Annotated in this window: 17 protein-coding genes; 5 read left to right on the forward strand and 12 right to left on the reverse strand. The window is 31.7% G+C overall.

Features of this window, described 5'->3' with window-relative positions; genetic code table 11:
* Window positions 1–139: 139 nt before the first annotated feature.
* The 3 genes from purL to P8H50_RS07480 form a co-directional block, all read right to left on the reverse strand.
* The gene (purL, locus tag P8H50_RS07470; RefSeq protein WP_300207321.1) at window positions 140–3,802 is read right to left on the reverse strand and encodes a phosphoribosylformylglycinamidine synthase; all 3,663 of its coding nucleotides are present in this window, start codon (window positions 3,800–3,802) and stop codon (window positions 140–142) included.
* Window positions 3,803–3,970: 168 nt separating this feature from the next.
* Window positions 3,971–5,833, reverse strand: a complete 1,863-nt coding sequence (locus P8H50_RS07475; protein ID WP_300207325.1) for an endonuclease — start codon at window positions 5,831–5,833, stop codon at window positions 3,971–3,973.
* An 8-nt stretch (window positions 5,834–5,841) separates the two neighbouring features.
* Window positions 5,842–7,065: a methyltransferase domain-containing protein gene (locus tag P8H50_RS07480; RefSeq protein ID WP_300207328.1), complete on the reverse strand. Its 1,224-nt coding sequence runs from the start codon at window positions 7,063–7,065 to the stop codon at window positions 5,842–5,844.
* 140 nt (window positions 7,066–7,205) lie between these two features.
* Here P8H50_RS07480 and P8H50_RS07485 point away from each other — a divergent pair, with 140 nt between their 5' ends.
* A complete protein-coding gene (locus tag P8H50_RS07485; protein ID WP_300207331.1) occupies window positions 7,206–8,267 on the forward strand; it encodes an oxidoreductase in 1,062 nt (353 codons plus the stop codon).
* Window positions 8,268–8,323: 56 nt separating this feature from the next.
* Here P8H50_RS07485 and P8H50_RS07490 read toward each other — a convergent pair whose 3' ends face one another.
* From P8H50_RS07490 to P8H50_RS07520, 7 genes are all read right to left on the reverse strand, one after another.
* On the reverse strand, window positions 8,324–8,773 hold the full coding sequence (locus tag P8H50_RS07490; RefSeq protein ID WP_300207334.1) for a sensor of ECF-type sigma factor: 450 nt from the start codon (window positions 8,771–8,773) through the stop codon (window positions 8,324–8,326).
* Window positions 8,774–8,775: 2 nt separating this feature from the next.
* Window positions 8,776–9,252: a hypothetical protein gene (locus P8H50_RS07495; protein ID WP_300207337.1), complete on the reverse strand. Its 477-nt coding sequence runs from the start codon at window positions 9,250–9,252 to the stop codon at window positions 8,776–8,778.
* A gap of 65 nt (window positions 9,253–9,317) precedes the next feature.
* Window positions 9,318–9,860, reverse strand: a complete 543-nt coding sequence (locus P8H50_RS07500; protein WP_300207339.1) for an RNA polymerase sigma factor — start codon at window positions 9,858–9,860, stop codon at window positions 9,318–9,320.
* A gap of 79 nt (window positions 9,861–9,939) precedes the next feature.
* On the reverse strand, window positions 9,940–11,766 hold the full coding sequence (locus P8H50_RS07505; RefSeq protein ID WP_300207342.1) for an ABC transporter ATP-binding protein: 1,827 nt from the start codon (window positions 11,764–11,766) through the stop codon (window positions 9,940–9,942).
* A 4-nt stretch (window positions 11,767–11,770) separates the two neighbouring features.
* Window positions 11,771–13,498, reverse strand: a complete 1,728-nt coding sequence (locus tag P8H50_RS07510; protein ID WP_300207344.1) for a phospho-sugar mutase — start codon at window positions 13,496–13,498, stop codon at window positions 11,771–11,773.
* 60 nt (window positions 13,499–13,558) lie between these two features.
* On the reverse strand, window positions 13,559–14,524 hold the full coding sequence (locus tag P8H50_RS07515; RefSeq protein ID WP_300207347.1) for a glycosyltransferase family 2 protein: 966 nt from the start codon (window positions 14,522–14,524) through the stop codon (window positions 13,559–13,561).
* A 37-nt stretch (window positions 14,525–14,561) separates the two neighbouring features.
* A complete protein-coding gene (locus P8H50_RS07520) occupies window positions 14,562–15,092 on the reverse strand; it encodes a DUF4199 domain-containing protein (RefSeq protein WP_300207350.1) in 531 nt (176 codons plus the stop codon).
* Between the two features lie 158 nt (window positions 15,093–15,250).
* On the opposite strand from P8H50_RS07520, the gene P8H50_RS07525 reads away from it, so the two are divergent.
* Entirely contained in the window at window positions 15,251–15,502 is a 252-nt protein-coding gene (locus tag P8H50_RS07525) for a type B 50S ribosomal protein L31 (RefSeq protein ID WP_290699841.1), read from the forward strand.
* Window positions 15,503–15,653: 151 nt separating this feature from the next.
* Window positions 15,654–16,829, forward strand: coding sequence for a GlmU family protein (locus tag P8H50_RS07530; RefSeq protein WP_300207354.1), 1,176 nt, complete (start codon window positions 15,654–15,656; stop codon window positions 16,827–16,829).
* Window positions 16,830–16,835: 6 nt separating this feature from the next.
* Here the strand turns inward: P8H50_RS07530 and P8H50_RS07535 are convergent, their stop codons facing one another.
* Window positions 16,836–18,476: an ABC transporter substrate-binding protein gene (locus tag P8H50_RS07535; RefSeq protein ID WP_300207356.1), complete on the reverse strand. Its 1,641-nt coding sequence runs from the start codon at window positions 18,474–18,476 to the stop codon at window positions 16,836–16,838.
* A gap of 108 nt (window positions 18,477–18,584) precedes the next feature.
* On the opposite strand from P8H50_RS07535, the gene mtaB reads away from it, so the two are divergent.
* On the forward strand, window positions 18,585–19,919 hold the full coding sequence (mtaB, locus tag P8H50_RS07540; protein ID WP_300207359.1) for a tRNA (N(6)-L-threonylcarbamoyladenosine(37)-C(2))-methylthiotransferase MtaB: 1,335 nt from the start codon (window positions 18,585–18,587) through the stop codon (window positions 19,917–19,919).
* A gap of 53 nt (window positions 19,920–19,972) precedes the next feature.
* Here mtaB and P8H50_RS07545 read toward each other — a convergent pair whose 3' ends face one another.
* Window positions 19,973–20,269 carry an N-acetyltransferase gene (locus P8H50_RS07545; protein ID WP_300207362.1) on the reverse strand — a complete coding sequence of 99 codons (297 nt, stop codon included), beginning with the start codon at window positions 20,267–20,269 and terminating at the stop codon, window positions 19,973–19,975.
* Window positions 20,270–20,390: 121 nt separating this feature from the next.
* Between P8H50_RS07545 and P8H50_RS07550 the strand changes: the two genes are divergently transcribed.
* The gene (locus P8H50_RS07550; protein ID WP_300207365.1) at window positions 20,391–21,053 is read left to right on the forward strand and encodes an alpha/beta hydrolase; all 663 of its coding nucleotides are present in this window, start codon (window positions 20,391–20,393) and stop codon (window positions 21,051–21,053) included.
* Window positions 21,054–21,090 lie beyond the last annotated feature (37 nt).

Below are 21,090 nucleotides of genomic sequence, written 5' to 3' on the forward strand. Positions count from 1 at the left end.
AAAGTAAGGATTTTTAATTCTATTTCAAACACCAACAAAAAAAAGGAGCTGATAAGTTTAGCTCCTTTTTTAATTTCAAGTAGTAAGATTTTATATTTGCTATGTATACTTAATAATATTTAGCTATTTACTTTCTGTATTAAAAGTTTTCTATCCACAATCTTGCATTCACAAAAGCTTCTAACCAAGGTGACACCTCATCTTTTCTTCCATTTGGATAGTTTGCCCAATTCCATTGAAAGGTAGAACGTTCTATATGCGGCATAGTTACTAGATGTCTTCCAGTTTTATCGCACAACATAGCTGTATTAAAAACTGATCCATTTGGGTTATTTGGATACCCTTTATAACCATATTTTGCAACAATGTTATAATGGTCTTCTGTTTTTGGTAGGTTAAATTTACCTTCACCATGAGAAATCCAAACGCCTAAGGTCGTACCTTCTAAAGTTGATAACATTACTGAGTTATTTTTTTGAACAGCTACTGATGTAAATGAACTTTCGTGTTTTTTAGAGTCGTTATGAATCATTTTTCCATGCACATCATGTTCTGGGTTTATAAGGTCTAGTTCCATAAATAATTGACAACCATTACAAATACCAACAGATAAAGTGTCTTCACGATTAAAGAAGTCGTTAATAACCTTGTTAGCCTTTTCATTGTATTTTATTGCTCCTGCCCAACCTTTTGCAGATCCTAAAACATCAGAGTTTGAAAAACCACCTACAGCTCCTAAAAACTGAATATCTTTTAAATCTTCACGACCAGAAATTAAATCGGTCATGTGTACATCTTTAACATCAAAACCTGCTAAATACATAGCATTTGCCATTTCTCGTTCAGAATTAGATCCTTTTTCTCTTAAAATGGCAGCTTTTGGTCTAGGTTTACTAGCATCTAATACTGGCAGTTTTCCAGTAAAGTGCTTAGGGAATGTATATTTTAATGGTTGATTTTTATAATTATTGTAACGTGCTTCGGCTAGGTTATTCGCTGTTTGTTTTTGATCTAATAAAAAAGACGTTTTATACCACACATCACGTAAACGCGATATTGTCATGGTAAATACTTCAGTATAATTTATAATACTTAACGTATCACTCTCAGAAACTTTTCCTAAGTTAAAGAATTCAATGTTTGCTTCAGAGAGTATTGTTTCAATAGAAGCATCTTTAGCTTGAAAAACAATTCCTGTATTTTCAGAAAATAATACTTTAAATGAATCCTTTTCAGCTAAAGCAGTAATATCTAGCTCAGCACCAAGATTAGTATCTGCAAAGCAAAGTTCTAGTAAAGTAGTAATTAATCCACCAGAAGCTACATCATGTCCTGCAACTATTTGCTCCTCTTTTATTAATTGCTGAATAGTATTAAACACGTTTTTTACAAAAGCTGGATTTTTAACATTTGGCGCATCGTTTCCAATTGTATTTAATATTTGTGAGAATGAACTACCTCCTAATTTAAAATGGTCTTGAGAGATGTTTATATAATAAATATCGCCTCCATTTTTCTGTAAAACAGGTTCAATAACTTTAGAAATAGCATTACAATTTGCAGCTGCAGAAATAACAACAGTTCCTGGAGAAATAACCTCTTCGTTAGGATATTTTTGTTTCATAGACAACGAATCTTTTCCTGTTGGAACATTGATTCCTAAATCTATTGCATATTCTGAAATAGCTTGTACAGCCTCATATAATCTAGTATCTTCACCTTCATTTTTACAAGGCCACATCCAGTTTGCAGATAATGATACAGAATACAACCCATCTTTTAAAGGCGCCCAAATAATATTTGTTAATGCTTCGGTAATACTATTGCGACTTCCTGCAACAGGATTAATTAATCCAGAAATAGGAGAGTGGCCAATAGACGTTGCAATACCTTCTTTTCCTTTATAATCTAATGCCATTACACCAACATTATTAAGTGGTATCTGTAGTGGTCCAACGCATTGTTGCTTTGCTACTTTTCCACCTACACAACGGTCTACTTTATTAGTTAACCAATCTTTACAAGCAACAGCTTCTAGTTGTAATACTTGATCTAAATAGTTGTAAAATTTCTCTGGATTGTAGTCTATATTACCATAATTTCTAGCTACAGTAACATCATTCATAATTGTTTTTGGCGAACTCCCAAACATATCTTCTAAAGCTAAATCCATAGGTTTATCTCCTTTGGTTTTAGACTCGAAAGTAAAACGGTTGTTTCCTGTTACATCACCAACTGTATACATTGGCGAACGCTCGCGTTCTGCAATTTTACTTAAAGTATCTAAATGTTTTTCGGCAATAACTAATCCCATACGTTCTTGAGATTCGTTACCAATAATTTCTTTTGCAGAAAGCGTAGGATCTCCAACTGGAAGTTTATCTAAATCTATTATTCCACCAGTATCTTCTACCAACTCAGACAAGCAATTTAAATGTCCACCAGCACCATGATCGTGAATAGACACAATAAAATTCTCTTTGCTTTCCACCATGCCTCGAACAGCATTTGCAGCACGCTTTTGCATTTCTGGATTAGAACGCTGTACTGCATTAAGTTCTATTCCAGAGGCAAATTCACCTGTATCTGCACTTGAAACTGCTGCTCCACCCATTCCAATACGATAATTTTCTCCTCCAAGAATAACAATTTTATCGCCAACCTGAGGTGTGTCTTTTAGTGCTTGATCTGCTTTGCCATAACCAATACCTCCAGCTTGCATAATAACTTTGTCGAAACCTAGTTTTCTGGCATCGTGTTCGTGTTCAAACGTTAAAACCGAACCACAAATTAATGGCTGACCAAACTTGTTCCCAAAGTCTGATGCTCCATTACTGGCTTTAATTAATATATCTACAGGTGTTTGGTACAACCAGTCGCGCGCTTCCATTTTTTGTTCCCAAGGTCTATTCTCTTCTAAACGAGAATAAGAGGTCATGTAAACTGCTGTTCCTGCTAAAGGTAAAGAGCCTTTTCCTCCAGCTAATCTGTCTCTAATTTCTCCACCAGAACCAGTTGCTGCGCCATTAAATGGTTCTACTGTTGTTGGGAAATTGTGTGTTTCTGCTTTTAATGAGATAACAGATTGGTAATCTTCAGTTTGGTAAAAATCTGGTTTATCTGCTGTTTTAGGAGCAAACTGCTCTACTTTTGGGCCTTTTATAAAAGCTACATTATCTTTATATGCCGAAACAATATCGTTAGGATATTGTTTTGATGTTTCTTTAATTAATTTAAAAAGCGATGTTGGTTTTTCTACGCCATCGATTATAAAAGTTCCGTTAAAGATTTTATGACGACAATGTTCTGAATTAACTTGAGAGAAACCAAAGACTTCAGAGTCTGTTAATGGTCTTTTAATTTTTTTTGCTACACTTTCTAAGTATTTAACTTCTTCCTCACTTAATGCTAAACCTTCTTGCGTGTTAAAAGCTGCAATATCTTTTATATTTAAAATAGGTTCTGGTTTAATAGCTATGGTAAACGCTTGTTGGTTTAAGCTATTATATTTTTCATAAATCATAGGATCGAAATCTTTAAAATCTATGGTACAAGCTTCAAATTCTTCAATTCTAATAATGCCTTCTATTCCCATGTTTTGGGTAATTTCAACCGCATTTGTACTCCAAGGCGTAATCATTGCAGCACGAGGACCAATAAAAAAAGCGTCTAGTGACGCTACATTTATTTTTGGTTGGTCTCCAAAGAGCCATGTCAGTTTTGAAATGGTTTCAGTTGATAATTCTTTTGTTGCTTGAACAGCAAAAAGTTTACTGTTTTGGTTTCCGAAGAAATGAATCATTTTATAGAAGTTTGAAGTTAATTTTAATACGCACAAATTTAAGTTTTTTACTTAGATTACTTTATAAAAAACGCACATTAATTTTTGAGTTATCCACTAACTTTTAAACATAAAAAAGCGACTCTATTTAGAGTCGCTTTTTTATGTTAATACAAATTTTTTAAAAAATTATTGCTTAATTATTTTCTTTGAAGTAATTCCAGCTTCATTTTGAAGTCTTAAAATGTAAACACCTTTGTATAAAGACGAAACATTTAATTTGTTATGGTTAGTTGTAATTTTTCCTTCTAATATTTTTTTACCCAAAACATTATAGATTTCAAAACTTGTATTTTGTTTAACCTCAACTGTTAATTGATTTCCTTTAACTGGGTTAGGATAAATTTTAAAGCTATTGATTTCTAGTTCTGGGACACTTAATGTTTGGCTATGAGTTCCTAGACCAGAGCACGTGTCTTGAGCTAAAACATTCCACTGACTACTATCAAAAGTAGTAGTTGGACTGGTTATAGTTGGTTGTCTTACTAAAGTAACATTTTGCGCAAAATTAGTAGAGTTTCCTTCTTCTCCAATAATATCTATTAATACATCATTTTTAAAAAGTCCTATTGCATCATTACCATTAAATCCAGTTATTGTATTATTTACAAAGTCTTGTTGAGCTTGACAAGCAGAAGAAAGTCCGCTGTTAGCTATTACGTAAACATCGCCATCTGCTATTGTAGCATTAACCGGAAAACTTACAGGACTACCAAACGCATTACCGTTTGATGCTAATTTTAAAGTGTAATTTGTTAATGAAATAGCGTTTCCAGTAAAGTTAGCAATTTCAAGTGCTTTGTTTGTGCTTCCACCTTCAACATATTCTGATAAAAATAATTCGTTTGAACCTCCACCAGAACCAGTATTTGTTGTCGTTTCACAATCTTGATTACTTTGATTTGATGTGTTGCCTGCAGCATCTTTTGCTAAAACAGTAAAGCAATAGTTGGTGTTAGCCGTTAAACCTGTTACTAAATAATTATTTGTAGTAGAGTTGTAAGATAATGTTCCATTTTGAAAAATGTCATAACTAGTTACACCAACATTATCTGTTGCTGCTAACCAAGTTAAGTTTATTGAGGTGTCTGTTGGGTTATTAGCAACTAAATTTGATGGATCTGTGGGATTTGTGTTATCAGGAGAAGGATTCCAAATTAAATTAGCATAGGTTGGATTATCAACAAACGGATTACGGTTTCCTTGTACTATATAAGAAGCATTATTACGGTCAATTTCAAATTGAGAAGGAGGATTTGCATTGTGCCAATCTAGCATGGTGTTTATAAACCAAGTTTCATAAAACTGGTTGCTTGTTCCGTTCAACGGATTGTATTGTGTAGTGTGTGAGCTCCATCCAGAATCATTCCAATTATCTTCATATCTAACTGCAAAATATAACATCGCACGTGCAACATAACCTTTAAATTCATCAATAGGTTCAAAGCATCGTCCTGTGTAACCATAGTTGTTTCCAGTTCCCCATTTAGAACCATTACTATATGATGTATTAGTACTTGAAACAACACCAAAAGGATAATTGCTACGACCATTATTAACAAAACCATCTGTTGGAATTACATGATGAATGTCTGATACCATCGGTAAGTTATCTGCATTATTAAAAAAACCTTGTGGAAACAAATGCTCTCTATTATAACATTGTCCTTCTGCATTGTAACTACCACCACATTGGTCTGCTCCAGAGTGGTTGTAATTAAAACTATCTGTTGTGCTTGGTTTTTCTGTATAAATGTCTAAAACAGTTCCATCGTTTTCATAATAAATATCGGTATCTGTGTTTGCATATTCATTATATAAATTATCGTAACTATTACTATTCCAGTTATGACCATTAGTTATAATGGTTTTTAGCTGTGTTTTAAGCGTGTAACCACTCCCAGTAGCAGTATTATAATAACCAGCAGGAATTTGGGCAAATACCGAAATACTGATTAACAGAACAGATAAAGTAAAGTAAAATTGTTTCATTGTAGGAGTTAATTTGTTTTTTGAGATTTTTCTAAAAGCGCCATATAGAATCCATCAAAACCAGATTGATGAGATAATATTTTTTTGTCTTTTACAAAGGTAAATTCTTTTCCGTTTTCTGATGCTAAAAATTTTTCAACTTGCTGGTTGTTTTCAGAAGGAAGAATTGAGCAAGTAGCATAAACTAATTTGCCTCCAGGCGCTACCATTTTAGAATAGGAGTTTAATATTTCAATTTGTGTTTTTTTGATTTTCTCAATAAATTCTGGTTGCATTTTCCATTTTGCATCAGGATTTCGTCTTAAAACGCCTAGTCCAGAGCATGGTGCGTCTATTAAAACGCGGTCTGCTTTGTTGTATAATTTTTTAATAGGTTTGGTAGAATCTATTACTCGCATTTCTATGTTATGCGCACCAGCACGTTTTGCACGACGTTTTAATTCCTTTAATTTATTTTCATAAATATCCATAGCAATTACTTGGCCTTTGTTTTCCATTAAGGCAGCAATATGAAGCGTTTTTCCACCTGCACCTGCACAAGTATCAACAACTTTCATTCCGCTTTTTATATCAAGAAATTCTGCAACTAATTGAGAAGAGGCGTCTTGTACTTCAAACCAACCATTTTTAAAAGCATCTGTAGTAAATACGTTACCACGTTCTACTAACTTTAAAGCGTCTGGATAGCCTTTTATTTCCTCAGTTTCAATATCTAAATCAAATAATTCTGCTTTTAATTTTTCTTTTGTTGTTTTAAGCGTATTTACTCTTAAAATAACTTCTGCTTGTTCGTTAAGTGCTGTTGCTTCTTTATTCCAAACTTTTTCACCAAGCTCTTTTAAAATAAGCTCATCCATCCAATCTGGAAAAGACTCTTTTATTTTTCTAATTTTAGACAATTCATCAAAACGTCCTTTTATTTTTCTTGTTGGTGTGCCTTCAAAGTATTTCCAATCTGGTAGTGTTATCCCTTTTAAGGTTGCCCAAACTGCAAATAAGCGCCAAATATCGTCACGAGAAAAAGGTTCTTTTACATTTGCTATTTCTGCATATAAGCGTTTCCAACGTACAATATCATAAGTCGTTTCGGCTACAAAACCACGATCTCTACTTCCCCAACGTTTATCTCGCTTTAGGAGTTGTTGTACTACTTTATCTGCATAGTTGCCTTCGTTAAAAATTAGTAATAATCCATCAACAGTGGCAAAGCATAAATTTCTATGTAATCTCATTTTCAATATTTAGTTGAATTAGAAATCAAGTTGTTATGATTGATAATTCAGCGTGCAAATGTACGTTAAATTGTTTGTTTTTTTAATAGATTATCTGTTTATTCATATAGCTTTTTTACTTTTATAGAAATTTGAAAATTATGAAACAACTTCTAATAATATTTTGTGTAGCATTAACAATAGTTTCTTGTAAGAAAGAGGAAGATGAAAAAGAAGCTATTTTTATTCCTCGTGATTTTACTGAAGTTGAAATTGGTTTGCTTCTTAGAGATTCGACTTTAAATGTCAGAGCATTAGAATTAGTGAAAGATTATGATGGACTCTTTTTCTTAACATCTAGTGGAAAAGCTGGAATGATTGATAAGGATGAAGTTGTGTTTCCTATTGAAATTGACGACGACAATGAAAAGTTAAATTTTAGAGCTTTCGCTAGCACCAAGGACGCAGGCTTTGCATTATCTGTGGCAAGTCCAGCTTATTTATATAAATTGGGAGATGAGGAAACAAAATTAGTCTACCTAGAAAACCACGAAAAAGCATTTTACGATGCTTTGGATTTCTGGAACGACCAAGAAGGCATAGCTATTGGAGATCCAACAGACGATTGTATGAGTATTATAATTACACGAGATGGCGGAAACACTTGGAACAAACTATCATGCGATGTATTGCCAAAAGCAAAAGAAGGTGAGGCCGCTTTTGCAGCAAGCGATACAAATATTGCCATAGTTGGTGATAAAACTTGGGTAGCAACAGGAGGAAAGGCAAGTAGAGTATTGTTTTCACCAGATAAAGGTAAAACTTGGGAAGTTTTCGAAACTCCTATAGTACAAGGTTTAGAAACTACAGGAATGTACTCTTTAGATTTTTACGATGAAAATAATGGATTTGCTATTGGTGGAGATTACACTAAAGCTGGAGATAGCACTGCTAATAAAATAAGAACTCAAGATGGCGGGAAAACGTGGCAATTGGTTGCGCAAAACCAAAGTCCAGGTTATAGAAGTTGTGTACAATACATTCCAGGTAGAAATGCTAAAGAACTGGTTACTATTGGTTTTAAAGGTATTGACTATTCTAAAGATGCTGGAGAAAACTGGAAGCATTTAAGCGATGAAGGTTTTTATACGCTTCGTTTTGTAAATGATAGTGTTGCTTATGCTGCTGGAAGTATGAGAATAGCCAAGTTAACGTTTAGGTAAATAAATTGTACTTTTATACAAAAAGAGCAGCCATTGGCTGCTCTTTTTTTTTTAAACTATTTTTTGGATTTTTCTCCACGATGACGTTCTTTAAACTCTTGGATCATTTTATGTCTAAATGTTTTTTCAGCATACATGAGTTTTAAAATCTTTTTTGAAGATAATATGTCACTCAATTTAGTAAAATATTCTTTTTGAAGTTGTTGTCTAGACAATTCCATAGTTACAATTTTATCTAAATAGGCTTTAGCTTCAGCTTCAGTAACATTATCAAAATTTTCTAAACGCTTTAAACCAGAATTATCTCTAAGCTTATCGTTGGCTTCTTCGTTTGTATTGTAAACAGGCCAAAATGCTTGTGCTTCTTTTGCTGTTAAATCTAATTGCTCTGTTATGTGTGCAACTTTTAGGGCTTTTACCTTTTCTTTATTTGGTTTTTGCGCATATAGATTTACAGATAATAGTAAAGCAAAAACTGGAATAAGTATTTTTTTAGTTGTTTTCATTTTTATTCTGAATATAAGTCGTTAACATCTATGTCTTCTAGATAACTATCTAAAGTTTCGTCACTTATTGTGTAATCTATAAACTGAGTTTCACTTAGCTCGTTGTTTTGAAATAGTGATGTTAAATCACCTATTTCAGTTTCGTCTAAAATATAATTTTCTACAGTTGTACTGTCTAAATCTGTAAGCGTTAATGGTGAATTATTAAATATATTTAAACTAAAAAACAATACAATGGCAGCTGCTACGCTAGAAACAAATAATATGTTCTTTCTAGAAAATATAGAAATAACTTTAGTTTCTTTTTTAATAACAACCTCAAAATTATCTAAATAGCCTTCAGGTGCTTTAAAACCAGAGTTGCTAACTAAGCTTTTAAGCTTCGCTTGAGTTAAAATAGAATCTTCTAGTCCTTCAAAATAATCTTTAGGCACTTTAAATCCTGAGTTTTTAATGTTATGTAAATTTTCGTTTTTCATGTTTATATTCCAAGGCTTTCAAAATCTCTATGTTTAGTATTAAGACTCTTAATTTGTTAAATAGTTTAATTGTTAGTTAAATAAGCTTCAATTTTTTTTGCTGCAATATGGTAAGATGCTTTTAAAGCACCTTCACTAGTCTCTAAAATAGTAGACATGTCTTTATATTTTAAATCCTGAAAATATTTCATATTAAAAACCAATTGTTGTTTACTTGGAAGCGTTGCAATAGCCTTTTGAAGTTTTAATTGAATGGCATCTCCTTCAAAATACACATCAGATTCCATATTATTTATGGCTAGATTTTGTGCTTCTTCATTGGTAATTTGTAGACGTTTAGCATTTTTGTTTAAAAGTGTAATGGCTTCGTTTGTTGCAATTCTGTACAACCAAGAATATAGTTTGCTTTCTCCTTTAAAACCATCGATGCTTTTGTAGACTTTTATAAAAGTATTTTGAAGCACATCGTCTGCATCGTCATGAGATTTTACAATGTTTCTAATATGCCAGTATAATCGTTCTTTGTATTGTGCCACAAGCTCTTTAAAAGCAATGTCTTTGTTGCCTTTAGCTTGTAGTTTTAATAAAAGTTCGGTTTCAGTAGTCAACAAAAATGATTTTCTTTTAGACTGTAGTTTTTTATTTTGGTTTAAAACAAAAGTGTTTTTATTTTAAACTAAACAGATATTAATCAAAACTTTGCATATTTACAAGTTTTCTGTATGTACCATCCATGTTCATAAGTTCGTTGTGTTTGCCTTGCTCTGCAATTTCACCTTTATGCATAACTATTATTTCGTCTGCATTTTGAATGGTAGATAATCTATGAGCTATTACTATAGACGTTCTGTTTTTCATCATGTTTTCTAGAGCGACTTGTACCAAGCGTTCGCTTTCTGTGTCTAATGCTGAGGTGGCTTCGTCTAAAATCATAATTGGTGGATTTTTTAAGACAGCTCTTGCAATACTCAAGCGTTGTTTTTGTCCGCCAGATAATTTGTTTCCAGAATCACCTACATTAGTTTCTATGCCTTTAGGTAAATCTTTTACAAATTCCCAAGCGTTTGCAATTTTAAGTGCTTCTATAACTTGTTCGTCTGTAGCACCTTGCTTTCCAATTAGAATATTGTTTTTTACAGTATCGTTAAATAAGATAGAATCTTGCGTTACCAAGCCCATTAAACCTCGAAGCGAGTTTTTTGTAAGGTCTTTTATATTTTCACTGTCTATGGTAATACTACCTTCGTTTACATCGTAAAAACGCGTTACTAAATTTGCAATGGTACTTTTACCACTTCCAGATTGTCCAACTAGTGCAACGGTTTTTCCTTTTGGAACATTTACAGTGAAGTTTTTTAGTACTAAATCGTCTTCATATTTAAACGAAATATTATTGATTTTGATACCTTGGCTGAATTCGGTTTTAGTTTTTGCATTTGCACTATCTTTTATTGGACTTTCGCTTTCTAAAATTTCAAGCACACGTTCTGCAGAAGCATTACCACGTTTCACGCTATACAAAGCTTTACTTATTGCTTTTGCAGGTGTAAGTATATTATAAGCTAGTAATAGAAAAACTATAAATTCACCACCATCTAGTTGTTTATTAAAAACCATTGTGCCTCCAAATAATAAAATGGCTGCAATGGTTAAAATACCTAAAAACTCACTTGCAGGCGAGGCTAAGTTTTGCCTATTCATTAAAGAATTAGAAAATCTATAAAGTCTGTTTGTTGAACTTTTAAACTTGTTTTCAAACTGTTGTTCTGCATTATAACCTTTAATCACTTTTAAACCACCTAAAGTTTCTTCTAATGAAGACAAAAATTGCCCAACTTCATTTTGAACGAGATGCGATTTCTTTTTTAAACTTTTTCCTATAAATGAAATGATAAAACCTGAAATGGGTATAAAAACAAAGACAAATAATGTTAATTTTGGACTTAAAATTAACATAGAAATAATAGCAAATATAATTGTAAGTGGCTCGCGAATAATAAGTTCTAGCACTGCTAATAAAGACATTTGCACTTCTCCAACATCTGATGCTATTCTAGAAATAGTGTCACCTTTTCGTTTTTCGGAAAAGTAAGAGATGGGTAAGTTTACTACTTTTCTAAACATTTCATCTCTAATGTCTTTTAAAACGCCATTTCTTAAAAAAGTAATAAAATAGAGTGATAGGTAGCTGAAAAGATTTTTTAAAAGGAATAAAACTACAATTATTGCGACTATTAAAAACAAAGCACTTTGTTCTCCTTCAATTTCAATTCTTTGACTAATTGTAAAATTAAAAGAGTCTACTAAATAGTCTTTTAAATTTGAATAATCACCATCCCAAAGTGGTTGCGATAGTACTTTGTCGGTTTGTCCAAAAAGCACATTAATCATCGGCATCATTGCAATCATAGACAATGTGCTAAAAAGTGCATAAAAAATATTACAAATAATATTTAGTATACCATACTTTTTATAAGGAATTGCGAAGCGTAATATTTTTTTTAAGTAATTCATTTAGTTAAAGATTCATGTCTTTTAAAATGGCATCAATCTTTGTTTCCAATTGTTGTTCCGTTTTTTTAAAAGCAGACATACTGTCTAGACTCGTGTTTACGCTAATGTAGAATTTTATTTTTGGTTCTGTACCACTTGGTCGTAAAGCAATTTTACTACCATCTTCTGTATGGTATATTAAGACGTTAGATTTTGGAATATATATAGTTGTAGTTTCTCCAGTAATTGTGTTTTTTGATAATGATAATTGGTAGTCTTCAATTAAAACAACTTTAGAGTTATTAACTACTTCAAGTGGTTTTTCTCTAGCATCAATCATTATTTGTTTGATTTCTTGTGCGCCTTCAATTCCTTTTTTAGTGATAGAAACTAAACGTTCTTTATACAAACCATGTGTTATGTACAGTTTTATTAATTCTTGATATACACTACTGCCTTTAGCTTTGGCTTGTGCTGCAATTTCGCAAGCTAAAAGCGTGGCAGTTACAGCATCTTTATCGCGAACAAAATCGCCAACCATAAACCCAAAACTTTCTTCTCCACCACCAATAAAATTAAGGTTTGGAAAATCTTTTATCATTTTTGCAATCCACTTAAAACCTGTTAGGCCAATTTTGCATTCTACATCGTATGCTTTACCTAAAACGCTCATCATTGGAGTAGAGACTATGGTGCTTGCTATAAACTCTTTACCATTAATTTTATTCTCATTTTGCCATTGTTTTAGTAAGAAATCAGTCATTAATATCATGGCTTGATTACCATTTAAAATAACCAATTTGTTATCTAAATCTCTAACTACAATTCCTAATCTATCGCAATCTGGATCTGTACCTATTACAATATCGCCTTCGGTTTTATTGGCTAAATCCATAGCCATTTTTAATGCTGCTGGTTCTTCTGGATTTGGTGAGGCTACTGTTGGAAAATTGCCATCAGGTTTGCGTTGTGCTTCAACTATATTTACGTTTGTATATCCAGCACGTTTTAGCGTTTCTGGAATTGCAGTAATAGAGGTTCCGTGAAGCGATGTAAATACAATATTCAAATTTTCTTTAGCTTCCGCTGAAGTATTAAAGCTTCCGTTTTTAACAGAAGCATTTATAAAAACATCATCTATGTCTTTACCAATGTAATGGATTAACTCTTCGTTTGCATTAAATTTAATTTCAGCATAATCTAAAGTATCAATCACTTTAATAATTTCTGCATCTTGAGGTGGCACTAATTGGCCACCATCTTGCCAGTAGACTTTATAACCGTTGTATTCTGGAGGATTATGTGAGGCTGTTAAAACAATACCACAATGGCAATTTAGATGTTTTAAAGCGAACGATAATTCTGGAGTAGGACGAAGGTCTTCGAATAAAAAGACTTCTATATTGTTAGCAGAAAACACATTTGCTACAACTTTAGCTAATGTTTTACTGTTATGTCTGCAATCGAAAGCAATAGCTACTTTTAATGTTTCGTTTGGAAACATGTTGTGCATATAATTACTAATGCCTTGAGTATTTTTTCCAAGTGTATATTTGTTAATTTTGTTGGTGCCAATTCCCATAACACCTCGCATTCCACCTGTTCCAAACTCTAAGTTTTTATAAAAACTTTCTTTTAGTTCTTTTGGGTTGGTAGCTATTAAGTCTTTAATGTATAGTTGTGTTTCTTTATCGAATGTAGGCGTTAACCAAGTGTTAACTCTATTTAATAATTCTGGTTCTATATAAATCATATTCTAATGTAATAGAATGCAAAAGTAAGCATTATAAAAAAGGTAATGATTAACAGTTTGTTAATTTGAAAGTTTGTTATTGAAATTTAATTCATTCTTTATTAAATAACGGTTTTTGTGTTGCTTAGAGCGTAAAATGATTTCGCCTAAAAAGCCAGCAACAAAAAATTGGGTACCAATTATCATGGTAAAGAGCGCAATATAAAATTCTGGTCTTTGCGTTATTAATATTCCATTTTGATGAAAAAACAATTTATCAATTCCTAAATAGGCAGAAAAAACAAAACCTATAGCAAACATTATAACACCTAAAGCGCCAAATAAATGCATTGGTCTTTTACCAAAACGTGAGATAAACCAAATAGTAATTAAATCTAGAAAACCATAGATAAAGCGCTCCATACCAAACTTAGTTTCACCATATTTTCTTGCTTGATGCTGTACAACTTGTTCTCCAATTTTTGTAAAGCCAGCATTTTTAGCTAAAACAGGAATATACCTATGCATTTCACCATTTACATCTATGTTTTTTATAACTTCGTTTTTATATGCTTTAAGTCCGCAATTAAAGTCGTTTAATTTTACACCAGAGGTTTTACGGGCAGCCCAATTAAATAATTTAGATGGTAAGTTTTTAGTAAACTTATTATCAAAACGCTTCTTTTTCCAGCCCGAAACGAGATCAAAACCATCATTAATAATTTTGTTATAAAGTGCTGGGATTTCTTCAGGATTATCTTGTAAATCGGCATCCATTGTAATAATAACATCTCCTTGCGCTTTTTCGAAACCTGCATGTAATGCTTGAGATTTTCCAAAGTTTTTTAAAAATCGAATGCCTTTAACATTGTGGTCTAATTTTGTAAGTCTTTCTATAGTTTCCCATGAACCATCGTTAGAACCATCATCTATGAATAGTATTTCATAAGAAAAACGATTGGATTGCATAACTTTTGCAATCCAATCGTGTAATTCTGTAAGCGATTCTTGTTCGTTAAGTAGTGGTATGACTACTGATATATCCATGTGCTATTTTTGAAATGATATTTCAAATATAAAACTATTATGCGTTTTCCGTGTCTCTTTTTACTATTAAAGCTACAATTAACCCAATTACTGCTTGTATTACCAAAAAGATAGCATTAGACTGTAATTGAGGAGCGATAGAAAATTGGTTTTTTTGGGCTTCCATTTGCTCTAATGTTTGTGCAACAGCTTCTTCGGGAGCATTAAAGCTACGCATCATTTGTATAGTGGCATCAATTGTTTTTTCTTTTAAAGCAATAGCTGCATCTGGATCAATAAAATTAAATATTAAAATACTAATGACCATACTAATAATTATTCCGATGGCAACTGTAATAAAATAAGAACTAAAAGCCTCTTTAAAAGTGATCACTCCATTTTGTATGCTTTTAGATTTTAATGCAGATAGTATTCCAAAAACAATAATTACAATAAATAATAATATACCAAGCCACCATTTTGTTAGCAGGTCTAGATATAATGCATAACCTAAAATTGTAGTAAGTGCCATTAGGCCACCTAAATAAAGCCCATAATTAATTGCAGATGATTTTGTTGAAGTTTCCATGTTTTTTAGTTTATTAGTTTTAGTATAATTGTTAGTAGTCAAAGATAAAAAAACGTTACATAAATAAGTTTAAATAATTTTTGTAAAAAGTGTTGTTATTTTGTAAAAAACACTTAAATTTGCACCTCGAATTTAGAATACAATAAAAGCATTTAGCGATGAAAAAAGATATACATCCAGAAAATTATAGATTAGTAGCATTTAAAGACATGTCTAACGAAGACGTGTTTTTAACAAAATCTACTGCTAACACAAGCGAAACTTTAGAAGTAGACGGTGTTGAATACCCATTAGTAAAAATGGAAATCTCTAGAACGTCTCACCCGTTTTATACTGGTAAATCTAAATTAATAGATACAGCTGGACGTATTGACAAGTTTAAAAACAAATACGCTAAATTTAAAAAATAATTTAGTAAGCCATATTTTTAAAAGCCTTTCATATAATTTGAAAGGCTTTTTTGTTTTATACATTTACATTACTTTTGAAATTATAAACCTAAGTTAGAAGCTATGAGTGAGAAAAACTTATAACTTATAACTTATAACTTATAACTTGTTTATGAATTACATTCTTTTTGACGGACCTTCAAGAAACCAATTATTACCATTTACATACACACGACCAGTAGCAGAAATAAGAGTTGGTATTTTAACCATTCGAGAGAAATGGGAAACCTATTTGCAAGCAACCACAACTACAGTTACAGAAGAGTATTTATCTGAAAAATGGCCAATGGTTGAAATGGAAGTAAATGTAATGATTAATGCATCGTTTTGTCCTACGGAAGCATTAGCCGAAAAGATTAAAGATTTAAAAAAGAATCAAGCGATTTTTAAAGACGAAGAAGTGATTGCTTTTTTTACTGAAGAAGATCAAGAAGATATAGATTTATCAACTTTTGAAGCCATAGAGTTTGAAGACAATTTAATTACCATAGAACATACTTGGGATATTTTTTCTAAAAATGCCGAAGCAATAGCTCAGGATTTTCAATTATTGACTAAAGATAGAGACTCTCAGCCAATAGCAAAGACAAACAATATAATTGCACCAGAAAATATTTTTTTAGAAGAAGGTGCAAAAATGGAATTTGCAACACTAAATGCTAGTTCGGGCCCAATTTATATTGGAAAAAATGCCGAAATTATGGAAGGTAGCGTGGTTCGTGGCCCATTAGCTTTATGTGATAATGCTACTTTAAAATTAGCCACTAAAATTTATGGAGCAACAACCGTTGGACCGCATTGTAAAGTTGGAGGAGAAGTCAATAACTCTGTTTTATTTGGATATTCTAACAAAGGTCATGATGGTTTTTTAGGAAATTCTGTACTTGGTGAATGGTGTAATTTAGGAGCAGACACTAACAATTCTAACCTAAAAAACAATTACGCAGAAGTGAGGTTATGGGATTATGAAACCGAAGGTTTTGCAAAAACAGGATTACAATTTTGTGGCTTAATGATGGGTGACCATAGTAAATGTGGTATTAACACCATGTTTAATACAGGCACTGTAATTGGTGTAAATGCAAATATTTTTGGAAGCGGATTTCCAAGAAATTTTGTACCAAGCTATAGTTGGGGAGGAAGCGCAGGTTTTACAACCTATTTAACAAAAAAAGCTTTTGAAGTTTGCAACGTAGTAATGTCTAGAAGAGCTGTTGCGTTTACAGAAACAGACCAAGCTATTTTAGAACATGTTTTTGAAGAAACAAAAAAGTTTAGAAGAGAATAATTGGTATTATTTTTTGGTGACGTGCTTTAACTCTAGCATGTTTATTGGGTTTATACCCAGATTATTTACGTTTTTTTGTGTAAACCTTACAACTTCGTCGTAATACAAAGGCACAATTGGTGCTTCTTGCATAACTAAACTATCCATTTTACTATAAATTTTTTCTCTAGTTTTAGTAGTGGTTTCAGTAAAAGATTGAGAATACCAAGTATCGAAGTTTTCATTTTTAAAATGTGTATAATTAGGGCCATTTGGCGCAAAATTACCACTGTAAAATAGAGATAAATAATTTTGTGCATCTGGATAATCTGCAACCCAACTGGCTCTAAATAAATTTAGCTTTCCATTTGCTTTAGCGCTTTTTAAGGTTGATGCTGGAATAACATCTACAGTTACTATTAGTCCTGTTTTTTGGAGTTCACGTTGTATGTATTCACAAAAATTTAAATAGTTACTAGTGGTTGTAATGGTTATTTCTGGAGCATTATTTCCAGTTTCTTCTTTAAATTGCTTAATTAAGGCTTTAGACTTTTCAGGATTATAAGTATAGCCAATAGTAGCATTATAACCTGGAAGTCCTTTTGGAATAAAGCCACCATTTGCAGGAATACCAATGCCATTTCGAAGGTAATTCATCATTTTTTTTCTATCGAAGCCATAATTAACAGCCTGTCTTATTAATTTAGATTGTATTTCTGGAGTTTCAGAATCCATAAAAAAGCCTAAATACTCTGTGTTTAAATAAGGACCACGTATCATGTTAATATCAGTTTCATACTTTTCTCTTAACTCACCTTTACTAGTTAAAATATCATCTTGATAAGACGCATCAAGCGAGTTTAAAAAATCCAGATTTCCTTGAATAAATTGTAAGAATTCACTTTGTTTGTCTGGTAAAAAAGTAATAGCAACTGCTTCTAAATAGGGTAACTTTTTACCATTGCTATCTTTTTCGAAATAATTATTATTTTTCCTAAAAACAAGTTTTATATTTTCTTCCCATCGCTTAAATTTAAAAGGCCCAGTACCTATTGGGTTAGCTCTAAAATTACTTCCATAATGTTCCACAACTTCTTTTGGTACTACAGAGCAGTATTTCATGGTTAATAAACCCAAAAAAGCAGGAAAAGGTTGTTTAAGTTTAATAGTGAAAGTACTATCATTTTCTGCTGAAAAGCTCTCGACTTTATTTAAAACCCAACGTCCAGAAGATGCTATTTTAGTATCTATTAGTCTGTTAAAACTATATTCAAAATCTGAAGCTTTTACAGTTCGTGTTGAATCTTTACCAAACAGTTTCTGTTTATGAAAAAACACATCGTCTCTAAGTAAAAAAGAGTAAGTGAGTGCATCTAGAGAAACTTCCCAACGTTTTGCAATACAAGGTTGTACGTTAAGCCCATCATCCATTTGTACCAAACCATTAAACAATTGGTTTACTGCCCAAATATCTGCATTGTCTTTTGCAAAAGCAGGATCTAATGAGCCAATATTTTTATGTTCATTATATCTAAATACTTGGTTTAAATCTTTTTCATTTTTAGTGTTTCCACATGAAAAAAACAGATACGATAACTGTAATAACAATAAGCCTTTTAAAATTGTATTTAGTGTTCTGGATTTCTTTTCTTGTTTAAATTTTATCATATTTTAAAATCACTTATAAGCTTACTTGTAAACAATTATGTAAATTTGCAATCTCAAATAAAGTTTAAAGTAAATATAAGAATTCTAACTTAGGAACAGTATAATATTTTGACAGTAAACACTAAAAAGAAAGTCGCTTTTTACACTTTAGGATGTAAGCTTAATTTTTCTGAAACCTCTACAATTGCTAGGAGTTTTAAAGATGAAGGTTTTGAGCGTGTTGATTTTTCTGAAACTGCAGATATTTACGTTATTAATACTTGCTCTGTAACCGAAAACGCAGACAAACGTTTTAAAACCATTGTTAAGCAAGCACAAAAAACAAATGCAGATGCTTTTGTTGCAGCAGTTGGTTGTTATGCACAATTAAAACCACAAGAGCTAGCAGACGTAAATGGTGTTGATTTAGTGCTTGGTGCTACCGAAAAATTTAAAATCACAGACTATTTAAACGATTTAACCAAAAACGATTTTGGTGAAGTACACTCATGCGATATTAACGATGCCGATTTTTATGTTGGCAGCTATTCTATTGGAGACAGAACACGAGCTTTTTTAAAAGTGCAAGATGGTTGCGATTACAAATGTACGTATTGTACCATTCCTTTAGCAAGAGGTATTTCGAGAAGTGATGAACTTGAAAATGTAATTAAGAATGCCAAAGAGATTTCTGCTAAGGGAATAAAAGAAATAGTATTAACAGGAGTTAATATTGGAGATTATGGAAAAGGTGAATTTGGTAATAAAAAACATGAACATACTTTTCTAGAATTAGTTCAAGCCTTAGATATGGTAGATGGTATAGAGCGTCTAAGAATTTCTTCTATAGAACCCAATTTATTGAAGAATGAAACAATAGAGGTGGTAAGTCAATCTAGAGCATTTGTACCACACTTTCATATTCCCTTACAAAGTGGTCATAATGCTATTTTAAAGCTAATGAAACGTCGCTACATGAGAGAATTATATGTCGATCGTGTTAAAAAAATTAACGAAGTCATGCCACATGCTTGCATTGGTGTAGATGTTATTGTTGGATTTCCTGGTGAGACCGATGAACATTTTTTAGAAACTTATAACTTTTTAAACACCTTAGATATTTCTTATTTACATGTGTTTACTTATTCTGAACGTGATAATACAGAAGCTTCTAATTTTCAAGACATTGTACCTAAAAATATAAGAAGTAAGCGTAGTAAAATGTTACGTGGTTTAAGCGCCAAAAAACGTCGTGCTTTCTATGAAAAACAAATAGGGACTTCCAGATCTGTTTTGTTTGAAAGTGAAAATAAAGCTGGTTATATTCATGGTTTTACAGAGAACTATGTAAAAGTAAAAGCGCCTTGGAATCCAGAATTGGTAAATACTATACATCAAGTAAACCTTACGACTATTGATGATGATGGTTTAGTGCGTTTTGAGTTTAAAAATATAATGGCATAAAAAAAGCCAAAACAATAGTTTTAGCTTTTTTATTTCTTATTTATAATTTGAGATTAAATCCTTAATCCAACAGGTAATAACTTTTTATATTGTCTATTTTTTCTAATAAATTTTGCAATTTCTGGACTTGTAGGTACAACGCTTAAATTACGCTCTTCTATGTTCTCGAAAACCAGTTTTAAAAAATGAGGCGTAAAATTTTTATCTGTTACACCTTCAGGAATAATTAATTTTGTAAGGAAAATTTTGCGTTCTTGTAAAGAGTATTCAATCTTAGCAAAATGGTCTTCGGTTTTTAGTTCAAATTGACGAAGAAAATCATTATCAACTAGTTCATCAGCATCAGTCATAAGTAATAAGTTTAATTTATTGATGGAGTTTCAAAAATAGTGCCAACTATTTTATAGCTTTACATTCTACAAAAGTACTAAAAATTATTGTTAATTCGCTTTAAAACGCTATTAAAACCTTATGAGTCAAGACATAATACATGTTTATTTAATGCCAGGAATGGCTGCAAATCCTTCAATTTTTGATAATCTGTCTTTACCTGAAAACCAGTTTCAATTGCATAAATTGCATTGGGAAATTCCTTTAAAAAATGAATCTTTAAGTAACTATGCATTAAGGATGACTAAGAAGATAGAACATGAAGACATTGTGCTTTTGGGAGTTTCTTTTGGTGGTATTTTAGTGCAAGAAATGAGTAAGCATATTACGTTACGCAAATTATTTATAGTATCAAGTGTTAAAACAAAGCACGAACTACCCACAAGATTTAAAGTGCTAAAAGCAACAAAAGCCTATAAGCTATTGCCAACCCAACTCGCTAGTAATTTAGACTTACTTGCTAAATTCTCTTTTGGAGACACCATAAAGAAACGAATAGATTTATATAAAAAGTACCTTTCGGTGAACAATAAGTATTATTTAGATTGGTCGATTGAGCAGGTTATAAATTGGGAACAAGATAAAGTTATACCAGAAGTAATACATATTCATGGAGAAAAGGATCTTGTATTTCCTTACCAATATATTTCGAATTGTATTACAATTAAGAATGGAACACATATAATGATAATAGATAAATATAAATGGTTTAATAAAAATTTACCTAAATTAATTTTAGAGTAAAATAGGAGGTTTTAATAGTAAATTATCATAATTTTAT

Source organism: Lacinutrix sp. (assembly GCF_029238095.1).
In the GTDB taxonomy this organism is placed as follows: domain Bacteria; phylum Bacteroidota; class Bacteroidia; order Flavobacteriales; family Flavobacteriaceae; genus Lacinutrix.